The organism is Bradyrhizobium sp. AUGA SZCCT0283 (assembly GCF_018130385.1).
Lineage (GTDB): Bacteria > Pseudomonadota > Alphaproteobacteria > Rhizobiales > Xanthobacteraceae > Bradyrhizobium.
On sequence record NZ_JAFCLU010000019.1, the window covers coordinates 138,249 to 160,822 of the forward strand.

22 protein-coding genes are annotated in these 22,574 nt (G+C 62.6%); 11 read left to right on the top strand and 11 right to left on the bottom strand.

Going from position 1 to position 22,574, the window contains the following annotated elements; translation table 11 throughout:
- Nucleotides 1-38: 38 nt before the first annotated feature.
- The 7 genes from JQ624_RS24575 (at nucleotide 39) to JQ624_RS24605 (ending at nucleotide 7,467) form a co-directional block, all read left to right on the top strand.
- Nucleotides 39-1,301 carry a D-alanyl-D-alanine carboxypeptidase family protein gene (locus JQ624_RS24575; RefSeq protein ID WP_212421494.1) on the top strand — a complete coding sequence of 421 codons (1,263 nt, stop codon included), beginning with the start codon at nucleotides 39-41 and terminating at the stop codon, nucleotides 1,299-1,301.
- 2 nt (nucleotides 1,302-1,303) lie between these two features.
- A complete protein-coding gene (gene tmk / locus JQ624_RS24580) occupies nucleotides 1,304-1,990 on the top strand; it encodes a dTMP kinase (protein ID WP_212421495.1) in 687 nt (228 codons plus the stop codon).
- Nucleotides 1,987-3,027, top strand: coding sequence for a DNA polymerase III subunit delta' (locus JQ624_RS24585; RefSeq protein ID WP_212421496.1), 1,041 nt, complete (start codon nucleotides 1,987-1,989; stop codon nucleotides 3,025-3,027). The genes tmk and JQ624_RS24585 overlap by 4 nt, the downstream gene beginning before the upstream one ends.
- A 52-nt stretch (nucleotides 3,028-3,079) precedes the next feature.
- On the top strand, nucleotides 3,080-5,014 hold the full coding sequence (metG, locus tag JQ624_RS24590) for a methionine--tRNA ligase (protein ID WP_212421497.1): 1,935 nt from the start codon (nucleotides 3,080-3,082) through the stop codon (nucleotides 5,012-5,014).
- A gap of 14 nt (nucleotides 5,015-5,028) precedes the next feature.
- Nucleotides 5,029-5,820, top strand: a complete 792-nt coding sequence (locus JQ624_RS24595; protein WP_212421513.1) for a TatD family hydrolase — start codon at nucleotides 5,029-5,031, stop codon at nucleotides 5,818-5,820.
- The gene (locus tag JQ624_RS24600; protein WP_212421498.1) at nucleotides 5,817-6,614 is read left to right on the top strand and encodes an MBL fold metallo-hydrolase; all 798 of its coding nucleotides are present in this window, start codon (nucleotides 5,817-5,819) and stop codon (nucleotides 6,612-6,614) included. Before JQ624_RS24595 ends, JQ624_RS24600 begins: the two co-directional genes overlap by 4 nt.
- 100 nt (nucleotides 6,615-6,714) lie before the next feature.
- Nucleotides 6,715-7,467 (top strand): antibiotic biosynthesis monooxygenase family protein, encoded by a 753-nt coding sequence (locus tag JQ624_RS24605; protein WP_312014486.1) that lies wholly within the window; start codon nucleotides 6,715-6,717, stop codon nucleotides 7,465-7,467.
- A 146-nt stretch (nucleotides 7,468-7,613) separates the two neighbouring features.
- On the opposite strand, the gene JQ624_RS24610 is transcribed toward JQ624_RS24605, so the two are convergent.
- The 10 genes from JQ624_RS24610 to JQ624_RS24655 form a co-directional block, all read right to left on the bottom strand.
- Nucleotides 7,614-9,263 carry an acyl-CoA synthetase gene (locus tag JQ624_RS24610; protein WP_212421499.1) on the bottom strand — a complete coding sequence of 550 codons (1,650 nt, stop codon included), beginning with the start codon at nucleotides 9,261-9,263 and terminating at the stop codon, nucleotides 7,614-7,616.
- 28 nt (nucleotides 9,264-9,291) lie between these two features.
- The gene (locus JQ624_RS24615; protein WP_212421500.1) at nucleotides 9,292-11,190 is read right to left on the bottom strand and encodes a TRAP transporter large permease subunit; all 1,899 of its coding nucleotides are present in this window, start codon (nucleotides 11,188-11,190) and stop codon (nucleotides 9,292-9,294) included.
- A 26-nt stretch (nucleotides 11,191-11,216) separates the two neighbouring features.
- On the bottom strand, nucleotides 11,217-12,236 hold the full coding sequence (locus JQ624_RS24620) for a TRAP transporter substrate-binding protein (protein WP_212421501.1): 1,020 nt from the start codon (nucleotides 12,234-12,236) through the stop codon (nucleotides 11,217-11,219).
- Between the two features lie 282 nt (nucleotides 12,237-12,518).
- Complete coding sequence (locus JQ624_RS24625; RefSeq protein ID WP_212421502.1) at nucleotides 12,519-13,103, bottom strand: hypothetical protein; 585 nt, start codon at nucleotides 13,101-13,103, stop codon at nucleotides 12,519-12,521.
- Between the two features lie 79 nt (nucleotides 13,104-13,182).
- Nucleotides 13,183-13,560 (bottom strand): rhodanese-like domain-containing protein, encoded by a 378-nt coding sequence (locus JQ624_RS24630; RefSeq protein WP_212421503.1) that lies wholly within the window; start codon nucleotides 13,558-13,560, stop codon nucleotides 13,183-13,185.
- Between the two features lie 46 nt (nucleotides 13,561-13,606).
- Complete coding sequence (locus JQ624_RS24635) at nucleotides 13,607-13,777, bottom strand: hypothetical protein (protein WP_212421504.1); 171 nt, start codon at nucleotides 13,775-13,777, stop codon at nucleotides 13,607-13,609.
- A gap of 29 nt (nucleotides 13,778-13,806) precedes the next feature.
- A complete protein-coding gene (urtA, locus tag JQ624_RS24640; RefSeq protein ID WP_409334368.1) occupies nucleotides 13,807-15,090 on the bottom strand; it encodes an urea ABC transporter substrate-binding protein in 1,284 nt (427 codons plus the stop codon).
- On the bottom strand, nucleotides 15,087-16,985 hold the full coding sequence (locus JQ624_RS24645; RefSeq protein ID WP_212421505.1) for an adenylate/guanylate cyclase domain-containing protein: 1,899 nt from the start codon (nucleotides 16,983-16,985) through the stop codon (nucleotides 15,087-15,089). The genes urtA and JQ624_RS24645 overlap by 4 nt, the downstream gene beginning before the upstream one ends.
- A 372-nt stretch (nucleotides 16,986-17,357) precedes the next feature.
- Nucleotides 17,358-18,164, bottom strand: a complete 807-nt coding sequence (locus JQ624_RS24650) for an enoyl-CoA hydratase/isomerase family protein (RefSeq protein ID WP_212421506.1) — start codon at nucleotides 18,162-18,164, stop codon at nucleotides 17,358-17,360.
- Nucleotides 18,165-18,251: 87 nt separating this feature from the next.
- Entirely contained in the window at nucleotides 18,252-19,013 is a 762-nt protein-coding gene (locus tag JQ624_RS24655) for a hypothetical protein (protein ID WP_212421507.1), read from the bottom strand.
- A gap of 62 nt (nucleotides 19,014-19,075) precedes the next feature.
- On the opposite strand from JQ624_RS24655, the gene nthA reads away from it, so the two are divergent.
- From nthA to JQ624_RS24670, 3 genes are read left to right on the top strand one after another with little or no spacing between them, the layout of a single operon-like run.
- Entirely contained in the window at nucleotides 19,076-19,723 is a 648-nt protein-coding gene (gene nthA / locus JQ624_RS24660; protein ID WP_212421508.1) for a nitrile hydratase subunit alpha, read from the top strand.
- The gene (nthB, locus tag JQ624_RS24665; protein ID WP_212421509.1) at nucleotides 19,723-20,382 is read left to right on the top strand and encodes a nitrile hydratase subunit beta; all 660 of its coding nucleotides are present in this window, start codon (nucleotides 19,723-19,725) and stop codon (nucleotides 20,380-20,382) included. Before nthA ends, nthB begins: the two co-directional genes overlap by 1 nt.
- Nucleotides 20,382-20,768, top strand: a complete 387-nt coding sequence (locus JQ624_RS24670) for a nitrile hydratase accessory protein (RefSeq protein ID WP_212421516.1) — start codon at nucleotides 20,382-20,384, stop codon at nucleotides 20,766-20,768. The genes nthB and JQ624_RS24670 overlap by 1 nt, the downstream gene beginning before the upstream one ends.
- On the opposite strand, the gene queC is transcribed toward JQ624_RS24670, so the two are convergent.
- On the bottom strand, nucleotides 20,765-21,478 hold the full coding sequence (gene queC, locus JQ624_RS24675; RefSeq protein ID WP_212421510.1) for a 7-cyano-7-deazaguanine synthase QueC: 714 nt from the start codon (nucleotides 21,476-21,478) through the stop codon (nucleotides 20,765-20,767). The two genes, JQ624_RS24670 and queC, sit on opposite strands and share 4 nt — an antisense overlap.
- Nucleotides 21,479-21,606: 128 nt before the next feature.
- On the opposite strand from queC, the gene mazG reads away from it, so the two are divergent.
- The gene (mazG, locus tag JQ624_RS24680) at nucleotides 21,607-22,488 is read left to right on the top strand and encodes a nucleoside triphosphate pyrophosphohydrolase (protein WP_212421511.1); all 882 of its coding nucleotides are present in this window, start codon (nucleotides 21,607-21,609) and stop codon (nucleotides 22,486-22,488) included.
- The last annotated feature ends 86 nt before the right edge of the window (nucleotides 22,489-22,574 follow it).

Genomic DNA, 22,574 nt, shown 5'->3' on the forward strand with positions numbered 1-22,574 from the left:
TTCCAACTGTTAGAAGGCAAGGATTCAGGACATCGCCGATGGCAGCAGAGACTTCCGTTTCCCGCAAACCCGACGCCGCGGCCATCGTCCCGTGGCGCGGCTTGATGGCCGCCGTCGTAGCGCTCGCGGTCGGTTGGGGCGGGATCGTGTACGCCGCCAACAACAGCGTGCAGGGCGCGCCGAAGAAGGAAGATGGCGGCTTTGACGGCGACGCGCCGACCGCGATCCTGGTCGAGGCGTCCAGCGGCAGCGTGCTGTTCGAGAAGAACGCCGACGAATTGCGGGCGCCGTCCAGCATGATGAAGCTGATGACGGTCGAGGTCGTCTTCAACGCCATCAAGGAAGGCAAGATAAAGCTGACGGACGAATACCGCATCAGCGAGAACGCCTGGCGCAAGGGCGGCGCGCCGGCCGGCGGCTCGACCATGTTTGCCATCCTCAACAGCAAGGTGTCGGTGGACGACCTGCTGAAAGGCGCGATCATCCAGAGCGGCAATGATTCCTGCATTGCGCTCGCCGAGGGCATGGCCGGCAACGAGCGGATCTTTGCCGCCGACTTCATGACCAAACGGGCGCGCGAACTCGGCCTGACGAAGTCGACATTCGGAAACTCAAACGGGTTGCCCGATCCCGCCAACAGGATGACGGTGCGGGAACTAGCAAAACTCGCCCGCCACCTGATCCTGACCTATCCCGACATGTACAAATTGTTCGGCGAGAGGGAGTTCACCTGGAACAAGATTCGGCAGCAGAACCGCAATCCGCTTCTGAACTCGCTGAACGGCGCTGACGGGCTGAAGACCGGCTACACCAAGGAGGGCGGCTACGGCATGGTCGGCTCCGCCGTGCAGAACGACACACGGCTGATCGTCGTGATCAACGGGCTCGAGGATCCCGACGATCGCGCCTCCGAGGCCAAGAAGATGCTGGAATGGGGTTTTCGCAATTTCGAGACGCGCACACTGTTCGCGGCCAACCAGCCCGTCGGCTACGCCAAGGTATTCGGCGGCGAAAGCCGCTCGGTGAAGCTTGCCAGCCCCCAGCCGATCAAAGTGATGGTGCCGAAGAATGGCAGCGAGAAGCTGATCGCGCGGATCGTTTACAACGGCCCGGTGCGGGCGCCGGTGCAGGCCGGCCAGCCGGTCGGGGTCGTCAAAGTGTGGCGAGGTCACAACATCGCCGTGGAGACGCCGGTCTATGCCGCGGAAGCGGTCGGCACCGGCTCGACCATGCGCCGCGCGATCGACGGGGCCAGCGAGCTCGTCATCGGTATGTTCCGCGCGAGCGCAGAGAAGCTCTGAGCATGACCCAGGCAACGCTGCAGCGGCCTTCCGGACGCGGGAAGTTCATTACGTTTGAGGGAGGCGAGGGCTCCGGCAAGTCCACGCAGATCAAGAAGCTTGCCGAGCGCCTTGCGGCAGCAAAGCTGCGCGCCATCGTTACCCGCGAGCCGGGTGGCTCGCCGGGCGCCGAGATCATCCGGCATCTCGTGCTCTCGGGCATGGGTAAACTGCTAGGGCCTGACGCCGAGACATTGTTGTTTGCGGCAGCGCGCGACGACCATGTGCATACGGTGATCCAGCCCGCGCTCAGCCAGGGAACGTGGGTGCTGTGCGACCGCTTCGCGGACTCGACCCGCGCCTACCAGGGCAGCCTGGGGCAGGTCTCTCCCGTCGTGCTCAACGCGATGCAGCGCGTCACCATCGGCGACCTGAAACCTGACCTGACCATCATTCTGGATATCCCGGTCGAAGTAGGTCTGCAGCGCGCGGCCGCTCGCCGCGGCAGCGGCGTGCCTGACCGGTTCGAATCGGAAGACCTCCAATTCCATCAGGACCTGCGCGACGCCTACAGGCGGATTGCCGCCGAAGATCCGCAGCGCTGCGTGCTGATCGACGCCAATGCCGATGCCGACACGGTCGCGGCGCGCGTCTGGACCGCGCTGCGCGACCATTTGTTCGCGGTCCCGAGCCCGGCGGGGACGGCATGAGCGCGCGCAAGACCGAGCAGGAGATCGCGGTCCGTCATCCCCGCGAAACGGCTGACCTGTTCGGCCACCGCGAGGCGGAGATGGCATTGCTTAATGCCTATCGCAGCGGGCGCATTCCGCATGCCTGGCTGATCGGCGGCCCACAGGGCATCGGCAAGGCGACGCTGGCCTATCGCATGGCCCGCTTCGTGCTCGCGAATTCCAAGCCCATGGCGCCTTCGGTGCGGCGCGCCGAGACGCTGGCGCTCGATCCGGACGATCCCGTCGCGCGCCAAGTCACCGCCGGCGCGCATGGCGGGCTGCTGGTGCTGGAACGCGGTCTCAACGATCGCGGCGTGTTGCGAACCGTGATTACCGTCGACGAGACGCGGGAGACGATTTCGTTCTTCGGCTCGACCGCGGCGGTGGACGGTTGGCGGGTCTGCATCGTCGACACCGTCGACGAGCTCAATCCGAACGCCGCCAATGCGCTGCTCAAGATCCTCGAAGAGCCGCCGCAACGATCGCTGTTCCTGCTCGTCAGCCATTCGCCGGCGCGGGCCTTGCCGACGATCCTGTCCCGTTGCCGCAAGCTGCCGCTGCGGCCGCTCGCGACCGACGACGTCATTCGCGCGGCATCGCGGGCCGCTGACATCGCACCCGATGACCCGGCGCTGTCGGAGGCTGCCGATGCCTCGGAGGGGAGCGTGTCGCGCGCACTGACACTGCTCGGCGGGGATGCGCTTAAGCTGCAACAGCGGACTGCGGCGCTGCTGGCGACACTGCCGCAGGTCGACCCGCGCGAACTGCATGCGCTTGGCGACGCACTGGGCACCAGCGACCGGGTGGCGCTGGCGGCTTTCATCGACGGCATCGATCGCTGGATCGGCGAAAAGCTGCGCGCCGACGACGCCAACGCGAATCTGCCCCGCCTTGCACGGCTGGCTGAGGTATGGGAAAAGATCGTCCGCGCCGCGCGCGACACCGAATCCTATAATTTGGAGCGAAAACCGCTGGTTTTCTCGGTGTTTGGGATGCTCGCGGAAGCGACGCGGTAACGCTCCGTCCGACAACAATCCCGACAATCGTTGAGTTGAAAAGGAATTCGTGGTGGCGAAGGCTGGAAAGAAAGCTTCGAAAAAGCGCAAGGCGAAGAAGGTCCGCAAATCGCCGTCCGCCCGCACCGGCAAGAAGGCCGCGAAGAAGCGCGCCGCCAAGAAGGGTGCGGCCAAGCGCACGCGCGTCGTGAAGAAGGCCGGCAAGGCGTCGAAGAACACTGCCAGCAAAGTCGCGAAAAAGTCCCCTAAAAAGGCTGCGAAGAAAGCAGCCGGGAAGCCCACCACCAAGAAATCGCCAAAGAAATCCGCGAACAAGACGACGAAGACGCGCGCGGTAACGCCGCAGGAGACAACCCCCGCCGTACAGGCAGCCCCGGTAGCTAAACGCGCAAGGCCAACCACGCCGCGCGCGAAGCCGGCTGCCGCGGTCCAGCCGGCGGCGACTGCCGAGCGCAACACCTACTTCATCACCACCGCGATCGCCTATCCCAACGGCATTCCGCATATCGGCCACGCCTACGAGGCAATCGCGACCGATGCGCTGGCGCGGTTTCAGCGGCTCAACGGCAAGGATGTGTTCTTCCTCACCGGCACCGACGAGCACGGCCTGAAGATGGTGCAAACCGCCGAGAGCGAGGGAATGGGGGTTGCCGAACTTGCTGCACGCAATGCCCTCCGGTTCAAGGACATGGACGAGCGGCTGAACGTGTCGTTCGACCGCTTCATCCGCACCACGGAGCCTGACCATCATCGCTCGGTCCAGGTGGTCTGGAATCGGATGCAACAGAATGGCGACATCTATATCGATGCCTATTCGGGCTGGTATTCGGTGCGCGACGAAGCCTATTACGCCGAGGAAGAAACCGTCCTCGGCGAGGACAATGTGCGCCGCGGCCCGCAGGGCTCGCCGGTCGAGTGGGTCGAGGAGAAGAGCTACTTCTTCAAGCTGTCCGCCTATCAGGACCGCCTGCTGGCGCTGTACGAGAGCCAGCCGGACTTCATCGGACCGGATTCACGCCGCAACGAGGTCATCAGCTTTGTCAAAGGTGGCCTGAAGGACCTGTCGATCTCGCGCACGACATTCGACTGGGGCGTCAAGGTGCCTAATGATCCCGAGCACGTGATGTATGTCTGGGTCGATGCGCTGACCAACTACATTACTGGCGTCGGCTTCCCCGACGAGAGCGCTGCGAACTGGCGCTACTGGCCGGCGGACGTACACATCATCGGCAAGGACATCATCCGCTTCCACGCGGTGTACTGGCCGGCGTTCCTGATGTCGGCCGGCATTCCCGTGCAGAAGCGGGTCTATGCGCACGGCTTCCTGTTCAACAGGGGCGAGAAGATGTCGAAGTCGGTCGGCAACGTCGTCGACCCCTTCAATCTCGCCGATCAATACGGCGTCGACCAGATGCGCTATTTCTTCCTGCGCGAGGTGCCGTTCGGGCAGGATGGCAACTACAACCACGAGGCCATCGTCGCGCGCATCAATGCTGACCTCGCCAACGATCTCGGCAATCTGGCGCAGCGCTCGCTGTCGATGATCGCCAAGCAGCTTGGCGGCGTGCTGCCCGAGACCGGCGAGTTCACCGACAATGACAAGGAGATCCTGGCGGAGGCAGATGCCATGCTGGGGGCGTCGCGGACCGCGATGGCCACCCAGCAGATCCATCAATGGCTGAACGTGGTGTGGTCTGTGGTCGCGGAAGCCAACCGCTATTTCGCGGGCGAGGCGCCGTGGGCGCTGGCCAAGACTGATCCGGCACGGCAGAAAACCGTATTGTACGTGACGGCTGAAGTCGTGCGGCAGGTCGCCATCCTGACCCAGCCGGTAATGCCGGATGCCTCGAGCAAGCTGCTCGACAGTCTCGGCGTTGCTCCGGACGCACGGGACTTCGCAGCGCTCAGCACGCGGATCAAGGCCGGCGCAACCCTGCCGCCGCCGGTCGGCGTGTTTCCGCGCTACGTCGAACCAAAGGCGGATTGAACCGTTTGCAAGCCATGCTCGTCGACAGCCACTGCCACCTCGACTTTCCGGATTTTGCCGAGGATCTCGACGCCATTGTCACGCGGGCCGAGGCGGCCGGGATTGGTCGCATCGTCACCATCTCGACCCGGGTGAAGCGGCTCGGCGGGCTGCTCGCCATCGCCGAGCGATTTCCGAACGTTTATTGCTCGGTCGGCACCCACCCACATCACGCAGATGAAGAAGACGACATTCCCGCCAGCGAACTGATCGAACTGACGAAGCATCCGAAGGTCGTGGCGCTGGGTGAGGCGGGGCTGGATTATTTCTACCAGCACGGCTCGCGCGAGGCGCAGGAGCGCGGCTTTCGCGCGCATATCGCGGCCGCGCGGGCGACAGGATTGCCGCTGGTGATCCATACCCGCGAAGCCGATGAAGCCTGCGGCCGCATTCTCGAAGACGAGATCGCCAAGGGACCGTTCCGAGCGGTGTTGCATTGCTACACCGGCGGGCGCGAACTGGCGATGAAGGCGATTGGTCTCGGCCTGTCGATCTCGTTCACGGGTATCCTGACCTTCAAGAAGTCAGAAGCCTTGCGCGAACTCGCCGCCGAGCTCCCGGCCGACCGCATCATGGTCGAAACCGACTCGCCCTATCTGGCGCCCGGCAAGTTTCGCGGCAAGCGCAACGAGCCGTCCTACGTAGTGGAAGTCGCAAAAGTTCTGGCGGAAACGCGCGGCGTCTCGCTGGAAGAAATCTCACGGCAGACGACGGAAAACTTTTTCCGGCTATTTTCAAAAGTGCCGGCACCGAAGGCCGCGGCATGACGGTGACGCTGACGATCCTCGGCTGCGGTTCATCCGCCGGCGTGCCGCGCCCGGCGCTCGGCTGGGGCGCCTGCGATCCCAACAATCCAAAAAACCGCCGCCGCCGCTGCTCGCTGCTGGTCGAGCGCACGGGCGCGCACGGCACCACGCGGATCGTGATCGATACCTCGCCCGATCTGCGCGAGCAGTTGATCGACGCCGAGGTCGATCACATCGACGCGGTGTACCTGACCCATGAGCATGCCGACCAGACCCACGGCATCGACGATCTGCGTTCGGTCGTGCTGCACCAGCGCCGGCGCATTCCTGTCTATTTCAACCAGTCGACCGCGAAAGACATGATGGCGCGGTTCTCCTATTGCTTCATCGCGCCCGAGGGCAGCGACTATCCGCCGATCCTGACACGCCATTCGATCGAAGCGGGCGAGAGCCACACCACCGAAGGGAAGGGCGGCCCGGTAAAACTTTCCGCCTTCCTGGTTCACCACGGCAGGATACCGGCGCTAGGCTTCCGGATTGGCGCCGCCGCCTACACGCCCGACCTCCACGACATTCCCGAGGAGAGCTGGCCGGCACTGGAAAACCTCGACCTCTGGATCGTTGACGGGCTGCGCTATGCCGGCCATCCCAGCCATTTCAGCGTCAGCGACGCGCTGTCATGGATCGAGCGCTTCAAGCCGAAGCGCGCCGTCATCACCAACATGCATTCCGATCTCGATTACGAGGTGCTGCGCCAGAGTCTGCCGGCCGGCGTGATCCCGGCCTATGACGGGATGCGGCTGGAGCTCGGTTAGCGCTGGACTGCCAGCCCGGCGACATCCTGGAATATCGCGATGATGCCGCGGGCATCACGCCTGCTCGTTGCGCACGCGGCTGATGACCCTCGACTAAGAGGTGACACGGCAGGGCCTTCCGCCGGACATCATGCTGGCCTATGACGGAACTAGGCTGGTGCTGGAGACCCCAGACACGTCGGCGCGCCGCAACCCAATCGCAGGCCGCGGAGGAAATTCGATGATTGGCCTGTTCTTTGAAGTTCAGACAAAGCCCGGGCACCGCAATCAATATCTCGATCTCGCGGCCGCGCTGAAGCCCGATCTTGAGGCCATGGGCGGCTGCCTCTTCATCGATCGCTTCAAGAGTTTGACGCGAGAGAACCTGCTGCTGTCCTACCAGATCTGGCAGGACGAGGGGGCTCTGACGGCGTGGCGGGCCCATGCCCACCATCATGATGTCCAGACCATCGGCCGCGCGAGGGTTTTTTCGGATTATCGCATCCGCGTCGCCCAGGTCATTCACGAAGAAAGGCCCGGCCAGCCGGTCTGGCGGCCCGAGCGGCGCTCGCCCTACAATGACCCCGCAAGGCGCAAGCCGACCTATGTCCTCGCCTCGGAATCGAAGAGTGCCACGCTGGCGGCAGAGACCGAATGGCGCCGCGACGCTTTCGAGAGCGTCTATCGCGACGCGCACTTCGCCCACCTGGTCGATTTGCCGGACGATCGCGCCGGCATCGAATTCGGCCCGTGCCTGTTTGCCGATCCGACAACCCAGTACTTTCGCATCTTCGAGGTCATGCGCGACTACGGGATGTATGAGCGGACCGAGGCGCCGCAGTATTACCCGCCGGTTAGGAGAGAGCAGGCGTAGCAGGTGTGCGGGCAAGTTCTTTCCAGGTCGTCATTGCCCCCGACAAACGCGAAGCGTTTGCGCGAGGGAGCGCAGCGACGAAGCAATCCATTCTTCCTCTTGCGCCCGTGGCGCGATGGATTGCTTCGCTTCGCTCGCAATGACGGTCAGGCCGAAATCGCCTTCGCCGAATCCACCTGGTTGCGCAGCATGAATTTCTGGATCTTGCCGGTGGAGGTCTTCGGAATGGGGCCGAACACCACCGCCTTCGGCGTCTTGAAGCCGGACATGTGGCTGCGGCAGAAGGCGATGATGTCGGCTTCCGTCGCCTTGGCGCCTTCCTTCAGCTCGACGAAGGCGCAGGGCACTTCGCCCCATTTGGAATCGGGCTTTGCAACCACGGCGGCGAACAGCACGGCCGGGTGCTTGTAGAGGATGTCCTCGACTTCGACGGAGGAGATGTTCTCGCCGCCGGATATGATGATGTCCTTGGAACGGTCCTTGATGATGACGTAGCCGTGCTCGTCGAGCACACCGAGATCGCCGGTGTGAAACCAGCCGCCGGCGAAGGCTTCCTGCGTTGCCTTCTCGTTCTTCAGATAGCCCTTCATCACGATATTGCCGCGGAACATCACCTCGCCGATGGTCTCGCCGTCGCGCGGCACTTCCTGCATGGTTACAGGATCGAGCACGGTGACGGCTTCCTCCAGCGGGTAGGGCACGCCCTGCCGCCGCTTCATCTGGGCGCGTTGGTCGGCGGGCAGTTCGTCCCAGCCCGGCTGCTCGGCGCAGACGGAGGCGGGGCCATAGACCTCAGTCAGACCGTAGACATGCGTCAGCTTGATGCCGATGCTTTCGGCGCCTTCGAGCACGGCAACCGGCGGCGCAGCGCCCGCGATCAATCCGACCACGGGGCGCGCGGCTTTTCCCTTCGGCGCACCGGGCGCGTTGATCAGCGTGTTGTAGACGATCGGCGCGCCGCACATGTGGGTGACGCCGTGCTTCGGGATTAGTTCGAATATCTTTGCCGGATCGACCTTGCGCAGGCAGACATTAATGCCGGCGGCAGCCGCGACCGTCCACGGGAAGCACCAGCCGTTGCAGTGGAACATCGGCAGCGTCCAGAGATACACGGGATGCTGGCCGAGATTGCCCGCCAGAATATTGCTGACGGCGTTGAGATATGCGCCGCGGTGATGGGTTACGACGCCCTTGGGATTGCCCGTGGTGCCCGAAGTATAGCTCAGCGCAATCGCGTCCCATTCGTCGGTGGGCAGCCTTGCCGCGAAACCGGGATCGCCCGCAGCGACCGCCGCCTCATACTCAAGTTCGCCGATGCGCTTGCCGCCCGCAAAGGCGGCATCGTCGACATCGATGACGAACGGTCTGGGCCCCTTCATCAGCGTCAGCGCTTCCGCGATCACGCTCGCGAATTCAGGATCGACCAGAATGATTTTGGCGCCGCCATGGTCGAGCTGGAAGGCAATCGAGGGCGCGTCGAGCCGGATGTTCAGCGCATTCAAGACGGCGCCCGCCATCGGAACCGCAAAATGCACCTCGTTCATGGCCGGAATATTCGGCAGCATCGCCGCGACCGTATCGCCGTGGCCAATACCGCGGCCGGCGAGCCAGGATGCGAACCGCCGGCAGCGCTCGTAGGTCTGCGCCCAGGTAAAGCTGCGGCCTTCATAGACCGTGCTGACGTGATCGGGATAAACGGCGGCGCTGCGCGCGAGGAAGCTCAGCGGCGTCAGCGGCACATAGTTCGCCGACGTCTTGTCCAATCCGATTGAATACTGATTCTGGGCTGCGCTCATCGGCTGTGTCCCATCTGAAAAGTTAGACTTACAAGAACCCGATGGAAATCCACGGGAAGATCGCCACGATAATCAGGCCGACCATCAACGCCAACAGGTAACCCCAGATCGGCCGGATACCCTCGGCCGGATCGACGCGTCCAATGGCGCAAGCCGCATAATAGCCCACTCCGAAGGGAGGTGCGAATAGCCCGATACCCATCGCGAGAATAACGATCATCGCATAGTGGACCTCGTGCACGCCCACGGCACGGGCGATCGGAAACAATAGGGGGCCGAACAACACGATCGCCGGAATGCCCTCGAGCACGCTGCCCAGGATTGTGAAGGCCACGATCGATACCGCGATGAACGTGGCCGAGCCACCCGGCAGGCCGGTCATGGCGGCCGCCAGAGTCCGCGAAAAGCCGGACTGCGTGAGGCCCCAGGCCATGCCGGTGGCGCAGCCGATAATCAGCAAGATCGCGCCCGACAGGCACGCGGTCTCGACCAACATTGGCACGATCCGCCGCCAGTCGAAATTGCGGTAGATCAACAGCCCGTAAATCAGGTAGCCGACGATGAAAGCATAAACGATTCCGATGGTGGAGACTTCGGTTGCGGTCGCGATGCCCTCGACCACGGCGTAGCGGATCACGAACGGCAGCGCGATGGCGGGCAGGGCGATGGCAAACGAACGAACGATCTCGCCGCCGCTCGCCCGCGTCACGTGCCGCAGATCCTCGTTCCGATAGCGCCACCACACCAGCGCCGACAGCGTGATCGCCAGGACAAGGCCCGGCAACAGGCCACCGGTGAACAGCGCCGCGATCGAGACGCCGGTGACCGAGCCGATGGTGATGAGGACGAGGCTCGGCGGGATGGTCTCGGTCTGCGCGCCAGTCGCAGAGAGCAGGGCGACCAGATCGCCCGGCTTGGCGCCCCGTGCCTTCATTTCCGGAAACAGTACCGGCGCCACGGCGGCCATGTCGGCGGCCTTCGAGCCTGAGATACCCGATACCAGATACATTGCCCCGACCAGCACGTAATGCAGCCCGCCGCGGACATGGCCCAGCAGGCTCGCCAGGAACGCCACCATGGCGCGCGCCATGCCGGTCATCTCGATCAAGAGGCCCAGGAACACGAACAGCGGCACCGACAGCAGGATCAGGTGGCTCATGCCCTCGTCCATGCGGCCGACCAGCACCATCAGCGGCGTGCCCGTGGTCAGCGCCAGATAGCCGTAAGTCGCAAGCCCGAAGCCGAACGCGATCGGCACGCCGGCCAAGACGCAGAAGCCGGCAACGCCGACAAAGAAGATGATCAGATTGAGATTGCCGAACGGTTTTAGCGAGCCCCTGAGCAGCCAGAAAATCGCGATGACAAGTGCGACCGACAGGATCGCGCCCAACATGGTTCGTGCATTGCCCGATCGGGCCAGTCGCAGGAAAGCAAACAGCGCCATCAGGGCGATGCCGACCGGCAGCGCTGCGGCACGCCAGATATTAGCGATCTGCAGCGCCGGCGTGGTGATGTAGCTTTCCTCGTAGGCGTATTCGTAGGCCGGCCAGGCAATAAGAAGCAGAAACGCCAGCGCCGCGGCTGTCGCTACCAGATCGAGATAGGCGCGCATGGCTGGCTTCGCGCTGGCGACCACCGCCGTCATCCGCATGTGCTCGGCCCGGCGGAATGCGACCGCGGCACCCAGCATGGCTAGCCACAGGAACAGGATCGACGCCAGCTCGTCCGACCAGATCAGCGGCCGGTGCAACGCATAGCGCGCCACCACGCCGGCAAACAGGATGATGATTTCGGCAACGACCAAGAGCGCAGCCGGAAGCTCGACCAGCATCCCCAAGGCATGTTCGACCGACGCGAGACGAGATCTGCGGCGAGGGGGCTGACCCACCTCACCGCCAACGGCTTCACTCAACTCGGCATGAGCCACGACGGCCCCTCAGACGTTACGAGACGTTACGACAGTTTGCCGACGGACTTTTCGAGCAACTCCCAGGCCTGGTCGCCGTATTTACCTTTCCATTCCGCGTAGAAGCCGGCGGAGCGGAGTTTTTCGCGGAACGGCGCCACGTTGGGCTGGTTAAAGGTCAGGCCCTTGCCGGCCAGTTCCTGCTGCAGCCCGGCATTCAGCTTGGCGACGTCCTCGCGCTCCTTGACGGCCGCGGCGTTGATGTTCTTGGCGACGATGGTCCTGATATCCTCCGGCAGCTTTTCCCAGGCGCGGCGGTTCGCCAGGAACCAGAAGCCGTCCCACATATGGTTGGTCAGCGAACAGAACTTCTGCACCTCATACAGCTTCGCCGTCGAGATGATCGCCAGCGGATTTTCCTGGCCCTCGACGATCTTGGTCTGCAGCGCGGAGTAGACTTCGCTGAAATTGATCGAGGCGGGCGCCGCATCGAACGCCTTGAACATCGAGGTCCAGAGCGGCGACACCGGCACGCGGATCTTGAAGCCCTTGAAGTCATCCGGGCCGTTGATCGGCTTGGTCGACGACGTGGTCTGGCGGAAGCCGTTGTCCCAGATCTTGTCCATGACCACGAGGTTTGCCTTGGTGATCTCGCCACGGATATGGGCGCCCAGGCCCCCGTCCATGGCCTTCCAGACCGTGTCGTAGTCCGGGAACGCAAAGCCGATGCCGCTGATCGACGCCGCCGGCACCAGCGTCGCCAAAATCAACCCCGACAGCGTGAAGAAATCGACGCCGCCCGAACGAATTTGGCTCAACATGTCGGTATCGGAACCAAGCTGGTTGTTCGGGAAAATCTGCAGGTCGAACCGGCCGTTGGTCTCGGCCTTGATCGCTGCCGCCATTTCCTTGGCGCGGGCGTTCATGGGATGGCCGTCAGGAAGATTATTGGCGTATTTGTAGGTGAACTCGGCGGTCTGGCCCCGCGCCACCAACGGCGCGCCAATGCCGCCCAAAACCGCTGACGCAGCGGATGCCTTTAGAAGCGTGCGTCGTGAAAAACTCATTGGGTTCTCCCTTGAGGATTGTTGTTCTTGCGATGACCCGATGTCGCGAGTCATCAGCGTACTCGCGCGCTTATTGCAGCGTCCGCAGGCGGCGGCAACACAAGGCTTTGGCGGATCAGGATTGCTTGGGTCAAACGAACGCCTGTACAGCCGCCAGCTGGCTCGGTTTGCCAGAAGATCCACCTAAATATCTGATCTAATTGTAGATATTAATATTCCATAATATACCTTATGCGAATTCCGGATATTGACCCCGTATCCCTATGCGTGGTCTGAACAAGCCTACTGCCCCTTGCGGCTGCGCTCTGTGCCGTGAGACTGCTCCGCATACGGCCTGAGCTCCACCGCAGCCGCCGCCAGACGCCGGTACAAGTCGCGCCGGCGCGCCAGCGGCCACCAGTCGTAGAGGAAGATCTCCAGCGGTCGCCAATTCGCGACCCAGCCGAGGATCAGGAGACTCTCTTCAACCAGTCTCTGGACCGGATTCGCGCTCAAATATCCAGCGGCAAGACGCGCCGAGATGAAGCATGCAACGAGGATCGGGATACCGATTGCAAGCGAACGGCGGCCGACCCGGAACAGCTCGTTGAGTTCGTGCTGGACGGCAACGGCGCGGCCACTGAAATAGCGATGAAATGCCTCGTTCAGCTCTCTGGAGTGAGCGTCCGGCGCGTCGCCATCCGGGATATGGACGGCGATCCTGACCGGACGCTTGTCCGGCAGTTCGCGCGCCCAACTGACGATGTATTCTTCGGCATCCTGATCGAGATCCTTTTCCCGGAACGGAAACGGATCGAGCGTATGAAAGAGCTGCGCGAGACGGTCGACGCGGATTTCGATCAAGTGCTCCGCATTTTCCGATGCCATGGCGTCATGAGTCCAGATATGCGGCGGCCTGCCCCCGCACGCTGAACTCTAGAAGGAGAGCCCGCCGCCTGGGCACCGATCAGGCCTTCTCCACGTCGCCGCCCGCCTCCAGCCAGCCCTTGAAGCCGCCGAGATTGCGCACGTTGGAATAACCCATTTCCTTGAGGGTCTTGCCGACGAGCGCTGAGCGTCCACCTGAGGCACAATACGCGATCACCGTCTTGGCGCGGTCGAAGGCTGCGTCATGCATCGCCGAGGCGGGATCGGCGCGGAACTCGACGAGACCGCGCGGCACGGCAAGGGCGCCAGGCACCTTGCCCGAGGTTGCCACTTCCGCAGGCTCACGAACGTCGAGGAACAACACATCGACCCTGCCCAGCAATCCCTTGGCCTCATCGGGACTGATACGGGGCACTTCCGCTTCGGCTTCCGCCAGCATCGCTTGTACTGTTTTCATTCTGTTTCTCCTTGGAGCAACGATCTATAGCGGTTTGGTTTTGGCTTCAATCGCCGAAGTCCTTGAGGACTCCGCGATTCTTTCGTGAGGCGGGGTCACCCGCGCATCGCACCACCTCATCTACCCCTGAAATGTGGCTTTCGGCGGCCGAGAAACGCTCGACGCCTTCCTTGTGGTCCTCGCTCATGCTCGCCAGCGCGAGCTGGCCGACGTGCATATGGCGTGGTTTCCTGTCCGCCACGTCCCTCACCATTCCTTGTAGGTCGGCTCGATGCATCCCCCGCAGACCCAAGGAAAGGTCCAATCGGCCGTACGGTTGGCGCTGTCGGGGATGTACCTGCTCCAGGCATCGGCTCGGACCGGATTGATCGACCGCCAAATGACATTGAAGGTCCCGGAAGAATTTATCTTGCCTATCATGACGGGTTTGGAAAGATGATGATTGGTGTTCATCACAACCTCGAAGCCGCTCGGCGCCTTGATCCTCTGACCGTACGTGGCTTGCCGGACCGCGTCTATGTCTGTTGTGCCCGCTTGAACGACGGCTTGCGCCCACATCCTGAAACCAATGAAGGTGGCCTCCATCGGATCATTCGTGATTATGTCTCGTTGCTCGTTGAAGTCCGCCCACATTTTCACGAAAGCGTCGTTCTCTGCTGACTTGATCGACTGGAAGTAATTCCAGGCCGCCAGGTGCCCGACGGGGGCAATGTCCACACCCAGCAATTCACGCTCGCCGAACGAGAAAGCCATCACCGGAATTGCGTTGGCGTCTACCTGTTGGGCTGCCAGTTCGCTGTAGAGGTACGTGTTTGCATCTCCGTTAACGGTTGATATGACTGCGGTCTTTTTTCCCTCCGAACCGAAGGCCTTGATCCGCCCGACGATCTCTCGCCATTCGTAATGACCGAACGGCGTATAGATCGTCATGATGTCATCCGGCGACACCCCGTCTGCAGCAAGATACGCGCTCAGGATTCGGTTGATCGTGCGCGGGTAGACGTAGTCGGTACCGAGCAAAACCCATCTGCGAACCTTGCCTCCCTCATTGCTGATCAGATATCGAACGGCCGGAATTGCTTGCTGGTTGGGCGCGGCCCCCGTGTAGAAAATGCTGCGCGAGCTTTCTTCACCCTCGTACTGCACCGGGTAGAAGAGCAAGCCGTTCAGTTCCTCGAAAATCGGCAGCACGGACTTGCGCGAGGCGGAGGTCCAGCACCCGAATACAACGGCGACCTTATCGTTCGAGAGCAGTTGCCTGGCTTTTTCCGCAAACACGTTCCAATCGGACGCGGGATCAACAACGACCGGCTCAAGTTTCCGTCCGAGCAGACCGCCCTTCTTGTTCTGGTCCGCTATCAGCATGAGAACGGTGTTCTTGAGCACCGACTCGCTGATTGCCATCGTGCCTGACAAAGAATGGAGAATTCCGATTTTGATGGTGTCCTCGCGTGCGTGAGCCGCTGAAACAGCGAGCATCAACCCCAAGCCGAACAACCTTGGCATGACACCGGGCATCGTTGACTTCATGGCGCGGCCCCGACCAACTCGAAGATGCGGGTTTCCTTCGTCATGCCCTTGGCAATGACCGACTCGACGGCTCTGAACTGGAAGCAGTGCTGAACCCGCGAATAGACGCCTTCGCTCACAAGAATGGCGGTCCCAAATTGCTTATTCAGCCCTTCGAGGCGCGCCGCCAGATTTACCGTATTGCCAAGGGCGGTGTAGTTCATGCGCTCCGTCGACCCAAGATTGCCGACGACGGCCTCCCCGACATGAATGCCAAATCGCGTGAAGAACGGCTTCAGACCCTCGGTTTCAAACCGAGAATTGAGCTCTTCACATGCCGCCCTGCCCGCAAGAGCCGCCCGGCAGGCCCGCTCAACGTGGTCGGGCTGTGGATTGGGTGCGTTCCAGAACACCATCACTGCGTCGCCAATGAACTTGTCGACTGTCCCGCCTTCGGCGAGGAAAGCCTCCGTAAGCACGGAAAAATATCGCGACGTTTGGTGCATGAGAGTGTCAGGGTCGGCGGATTCTGCGATCGTCGTAAAATCCCGGACGTCGGTGAAAACGACGGTAATCTCCTCTCGAACACCGCCGAGCTCGGTTGAGATGGAATCATCAACGATCCGCTGGACGATCTCCTTGGGGACAAAGTGCGCGAACGACCAAATGGCGCGCTGCGCGAGCTCCATTGCACTGCCGAGTTCGTGAATTTCCTTAATGCGTGACGTGACTGACGAGGGACCGGGCGCAGCCAGCGTCTGGAGTTTGACTGCTTGGAGGGTAATGTCTCTCAAAGATCGAGACATTCCGCCGCCAAATATCCAAATGCCCGGAATAAAAGCAGCGCTAGCGATAATTGCGAGGACTAGTCCGGTGAACTGGAGATTCCGTACATTCTGAGCAAAATCTTCCTGGGCCGCCAGCAACAATATGTTGGCGTTGTACTGCTCACCCAGATTGAATTTTGTCACCCTGAACAGAAAGTCCCGCCCGTGATCGTCACGGATGCTTCCGTCGTAGTGGTCGCGACCATCCGACTTTCGCAAGGCTTCCTGCACGACCCCGGAGTTGATTTCCTTGATGCTTGGCAATTGCGGTTGGGATGGATGCGTCATCGCATTGACAACGAATTGTGCGAAATTGGGGTGGGCTATAAGCGCGCCGGTCGAGTCAAAGATCAAGACACTGCCGTGCGCTCCGGGTCGTTGCGACTGGACGAAATCGCTGAAGCTGTCGAGCTTGAGATCTGCGGCAAGGACACCGGACACTCTGCCTCGCAAGGGCGCGCTAACCGTGATCACCGGTGCGCCGATGCTGAATGAAAGATAAGGCGATGAGACCAGCGCGCGGTCGGCTTTCACCGTCTCGTAGTACCAGCTCCGCTTGCGCGCGTCGTATCCGTATTTCCACAGATCAAGCTGCCCGACCTGGTTGCCCTGCTGATCTTCGAAAATTCGTCGCATCGGCAGATCGCCACTGGGCGTGGGCCGGACCAAATTGATCGCAATGTTAGCCTCAGGCGTCGCACGCAACCTTCCGCGCTGCTCGTCGTTGAGATCGTCAATGCGCCGTACCTGCAACCAAGCGCCGTTTTCGAAACCTGCGTAGACACTGTCCATTTGAGGCAGTTCTTGCAGTGCGGCTTTGAATAGCGGGATCGCACGACCGGTCTCGGTTCTTTCATTTGAATCGGCCACGCTGGAACTTGTCGCCAGCACATGCACCAACGACGCCATGGTGGTAATTTCGGTCCGGAGGCGCCCGAGGGCCTTCGCGCTGGTCGCATCCATATAGGCAGACGCGGCTTCGTGCGTGGCCCAACGAAGAGCCAGGATCTGAATTGCGATCAGCAGCACGGCCAGAGCGACGATAAACGCCATCACCGCGAAGGTGAGTGAGGTTCGAAATGTGAACATCCCGCGTGCCCTCCTCGTGAAGGATACAGCCGGTAAGTCTCTTCGCCGTTCGTTCACGTAGCCGCTTCCGCGCAGACGTCATTGCTTCTGTATCGAAGCCAGCACCAGGGCTCCCCGACCCGGTGGGAGCGGCCGACCAAAGCGGCGGGGAATCCTTTCTCGGATTCCACACGAAAATCCGAATAGCTCTTAAAGCCCGGAAGGCGGCGTCGGCCGCTTCCGAAGGTAACCCGGATTCGACAGAGAGATATACTCGCGATTCCGGCTTTGCTTAAACCGGACTTGGAATGCGCTTCGGCTAGAGCATTGATCTTATTAGAAATTTATCTCCAAAGAGTTTCAAAGTCGCCTTGCCGGTAACGTCACGGCATCCTACCTGCCCTTGAATCGCGGCTTGCGTCTTTGCAGGAATGCCTCGACGCCTTCCTTGTGATCCTCGGTCATGCTCGCCAGCGCGAACTGGTCGACGTCCATGTGGCTCGCCAGATCGTCGAGCGCGTGCGCCAGGCGGTTGACCGTCAGCTTGGTCATGGCGACCGACAGCGGCGGCTGGGCGGCGACCTTGGCGGCGAGCGCCATCGCGGCGTCGAGCGCCTTGCCGGGTTCAGCCACCTCCTCCACCAGCCGCCATTCGTAGGCCTCGGCCGCCGAGATGCGCTGGTCGGCCAGGATCAGCGCCTGCTTGGTGCGGGCCGGTCCCATCAGGTGCAGCATGCGCGGCACGCTCTGCCAGCTCATGTTCATGCCGAGCCCGATCTCGGGCACGCGCATATGGGCGTCTTTGGCCATGATGCGGAAATCCAGCGCGACCGCCAGGGCCACGCCGCCGCCGACGCAAAAGCCTTCGATCGCGCCGATGGTGATCTGTTCCATGTCCTGCCAGGCCCGCGTCAGCCGCGGTCCGAGCTTCAGGTGCCGGCGCAGCGCACCGAGATCCATGGACGTGCGGGACCGGCCTTCCGGATCCTTCAGGTCGAAACCCGCGCTGAACGATTTGGCGCCACCGGTCAGCACCACGACCGAGGTCGCGCCATCATCCTCAAAGCTGCGCGCGGCGTCGGTGAGTTGGCGCAGCGCCTCCGGCGACATCGCATTGATGCCGTCGCCGCGGTCGAAACGCACGACCGCGATGCGGCCATCCGGTCCCAGGCCCTTCTCGATCTTCACAAAATCAGCCAACGCACGGCCTCCTGCCCTTTGATTTTCCGAAAGCTTAGCTCAGAAATCTGCCGTCTTGGGAAGCGCCGCAACGAGTTTGAGAGCAGCTTACAGATGGCCCGAGCGGTGGTGCTCAGGCTTGCCGCCGGGCACAGGGAAACGGATCGTGGTGCCGAGCGTGATCCAGTTGGCGTTCTCGCCCGTGATGTTGCGGCCGTAGATCAGGTCGACCGAGAAAATCTCGTTGGGCCGGTAACGCACGCCGGTCTGAAACCGCGGCTGGACCACGCTGGGCGTATCCGATTGGCCCGCCTGCCCAAAGGCTTCGATGGTCCACTGCAAGGTTTCCGTGAACTTCCAGTCGAACCCGATCCCATACGCGAGATAATGGCGATCGACGCTGCGGTCCCACAGCCAGCCACCGTTGAAATTGAGGCGCATGTTTTCGTTGAACCGGAACGTCGCCGGCACGACTGCAAAGGCCGTGAGGTTCTCGCCGGTCAGGGCATCGAAGGAGCCGCCGGCGTAAAAGGAAAAACCGAGCTTTCCTATGCCGGTCGGCGCGATGTTCATCTTGGCCTTCGGCTGGATCGTGGTGCTCCACTCGCCGTCGCTGCGCGCGCGGTTGGTGAGCATGCTGAGTTCGACCGGCTTGAACGGGTTGACCACGCAGGACGGGTTGGCCACGGCCGAAAAATCCGTGTTGGACGCGGCCGACAGCCAGCTCTCGATCTTGCATGATCCGACTTCGGAAATGTCGGCGGCATCGACCGCATAGGCGCCGTTGGCCGCGCGCGCCTCGCCGGCCGGAAGCCAGGCTAAAATGGCCGCCGCGACCGCTATTGCTGTGCACCCTGCCCTGATCCCCATCGGCAAATGCTAGCAGAGTCTCCGCCTCGACATAGCCCGGATTTTGCGCCTATCCTGACGCCATGAGCGACCATGATCACGATCACCACGGCCATCACCACCCCCACGATCACGACCATTCCGAGCTGTCGGAGACCGAGCTGCGCGTGCGCGCGCTGGAATCGATCCTGACCGAGAAAGGCTATGTCGATCCGGCCGCCCTCGACGTCCTGATCGATCTCTACGAGAAGAAGATCGGACCGCGCAACGGCATCCGCGTGGTCGCGAAGGCCTGGAGCGATCCGGCCTATCACGCACGTCTGATGAAGGACGCGACCGCGGCGATCGCCGAACTCGACTATTCCGGCCGCCAGGGCGAGCACATGGTGGTGGTCGAGAACACGCCCGAGCAGCACAACATGGTCGTATGCACGCTGTGCTCCTGCTATCCGCACCCCGTGCTGGGATTGCCGCCGGTCTGGTACAAATCGGCGCCCTACCGCTCGCGCGCCGTCTCCGATCCGCGCGGCGTGCTGAAAGATTTCGGCGTGACGCTGCCGGACACCACCAAAATCCGGGTATGGGACTCCACGGCCGAGATCCGCTACCTCGTGCTGCCGATGCGGCCTGAGGGCACCGAGGGCTGGAGCGCCGAGCAGCTCGCCGAACTCGTCACCCGCGACAGCATGATCGGCACCGGCCTGCCGAAACAGCCCGGCGAGACCGCGTGATGGACGGCGCGCACGACATGGGCGGCGCCAAGGGCTTTGGCCCGGTCGTGCCCGAGCCGAACGAGCCGGTGTTTCACGACGACTGGGAGCGCCGCGCCTTTGCGCTGACGGTCGCAATGGCGCGTCCGGGCGGCTGGAACATCGACATGTCGCGCTTTGCGCGCGAGAACCGACCGCCCGAGGATTATCTCAGCAAGAGCTATTTCCAGATTTGGTTGGCCGGGCTGGAAACGCTGATGATCGAGCGCGGGCTGGTGACGCGCGAGGAGATCGAGGCCGGCAAGGTGCTGTCGCCGCCAAAACCCGGCGTCACGCCGATCGCTCCAAACGAGGTCACACCGGCGATCCGGCGCGGCGCCCCGACCGAACGCGAGGCGAAGGCGCCTGCGATGTTCGCAGTCGGCGAGACCGTGCGGATGAAGGACATCCACCCGGTGACGCATACACGGCTGCCGCAATATGTCCGCAGCCATCTCGGCACCATCGAGCTCAATCACGGCTGTCACGTCTTCCCCGACACCAACTCGCTCGGCAAGGGTGAAGACCCGCAATGGCTCTACACCGTGCGTTTCGACGGGCCGGAATTGTGGGGCAAGGACGCCGACCCGACGCTCAGCGTCTCCGTCGACGCCTGGGAATCCTATCTGGAGCGCGTGTGATGAATCTGACGCCGCAACAGGCGATGCGCGCGGCCGTCGCCGTCCCCGGCGTGCCCCGCGACGAGGACGGGCCGGTGTTTCGCGAGCCCTGGGAAGCACGTGCCTTCGCCATGGCGCTGGTGCTGCACGAGGCCGGTGTCTTCACCTGGAAGGAATGGGCGGAGACGCTGGGGGCACAGATCAAGCGCGCGCAGGCCGAAGGCGATCCCGACACCGGCGAGACTTACTACCGGCACTGGCTCGCCACGCTGGAAACGCTGGTCGCCGCCAAGGGTGTCGCGACGTCGGATCTGCTGCACCGCTACCGCGACGCTTGGGACCATGCCGCCGACCGCACACCGCACGGTGCGCCGATTGAGCTAACGCCAGGGGATTTCGGCCGCTAGGCCAGCGCCGCATATTCCCGCCAGCCCTTGGCCCGCAATGCGCAGGCCGGACACTCCCCGCAGCCATAGCCCCAATCGTGTTGCGCGCCGCGCTCGCCAAGGTAACAGGTGTGGGAGTGTTCACGGATCAGGTCGACCAGCCCTGCCCCGCCCAGTTCATGCGCGAGCTTCCAGGTCGAGGCCTTGTCGAGCCACATCAGCGGCGTATGCAGTTCAAAGTTCTTCGCCATGCCGAGATTGAGGGCGGACTGCAGCGCCTTGATGGTCTCGTCGCGGCAGTCGGGATAGCCGGAATAATCGGTCTCGCACATGCCGCCGATGATGTGGCGGATGCCACGTCGATACGCCAGCGCTGCCGCGAAGGTAAGAAACACCAGGTTGCGGCCAGGCACGAAGGTGTTGGGCAGGCCGTCCGCGCCCATGGCAATGGCGACATCCCGCGTGAGCGCGGTATCGGAAATTTCGGCCAGTGTCGGGATTTCCAGCGTGTGGCTCTCGCCGAGTTTTGCCGCCCAATCCGGCCGCAGCGATTTGATGCCCGACAGCAGTCGATCACGGCATTCAAGCTCGATGGCGTGGCGCTGGCCGTAGCTGAAGCCGATCATTTCGACGCAGGCAAAGCGCTGCAACGCCCAGGCCAGGCAGGTGGTGGAATCCTGCCCGCCAGAAAACAGCACCAGCGCGGTTTCGGACGATGATTGATCGCTCATGACGGGCCATTAGCATTCCCCCGCCTTGAGGCCAACCGGTGGAAATTACCCTATTTCGGTTCGTTCCGCTGGGATCGGCCCACCGCTTGCGGCATAAAGCTCTCGTCCTCCCCGGTAACGGAAATCCCATGACCCCTTCCCGCGATATTTCCCGCCTCATTGAAATCATGGCGGCGCTGCGCACGCCCGTAACCGGTTGCCCGTGGGACCTCGAGCAGAACTTTGCGACGATCGCGCCCTACACCATCGAGGAGGCCTATGAGGTTGCCGACGCGATCACACGCGGCGATTTCGATGACCTTCGCGAGGAACTCGGCGATCTCCTGCTGCAGGTCGTCTATCACGCCCGCATGGCGGAAGAGCAAAACGCCTTCGCCTTCGGCGACGTGGTCGAAGCGATCACACGAAAGATGATCCGCCGTCATCCGCATGTGTTCGCCGACAAGGACGGCAATATCGCCCCCGCCGGCGTCAAGAGCGCCTGGGAGCGCATCAAGGCCGAGGAAAAGGCCGAGCGTGCGGCGCGGCGGCCGCCGGAAGAGACCGCGCACAAGTCGCTGCTATCGGGCGTCAAGGCGGGCCAGCCGGCGCTGACGCGGGCGATGGAATTGCAGCGCAAAGCGTCCACCGTCGGATTCGACTGGAACGATCCCCGCGCGGTGCTCAGCAAGATCCGCGAGGAGGCTGACGAGATCGAAGCGGCGCTGGACGGCAGCGATGCGGACGAACTCGCTGAAGAAACCGGCGACCTCTTGTTCGCGCTGGTCAACCTGGCCCGCCATGTCGGCGCCGATCCGGAAGCCGCCTTGCGCGGCACCAATGCCAAGTTCGAGCGCCGCTTCGCCTATATCGAACGTGCGCTCGCGGCAAAAGGACGCTCACCCGAGGACGCAACGCTGGAAGAGATGGACGCGCTGTGGAACGAGGCAAAGGGTGAGAAACAGTCCCCATTGTCGTCCCGGCCAAGCGAAGCGCGAGCCGGGGCCCATACCGTGGAATCTCGCGATTAGGCACGCTGCTAAAGCGTGATGGCATTAGCTTCGATAACCTGAGTTTTTAAGGTAGTTGGCGCATTCTTCGGGTGTGAAGGCGTCGA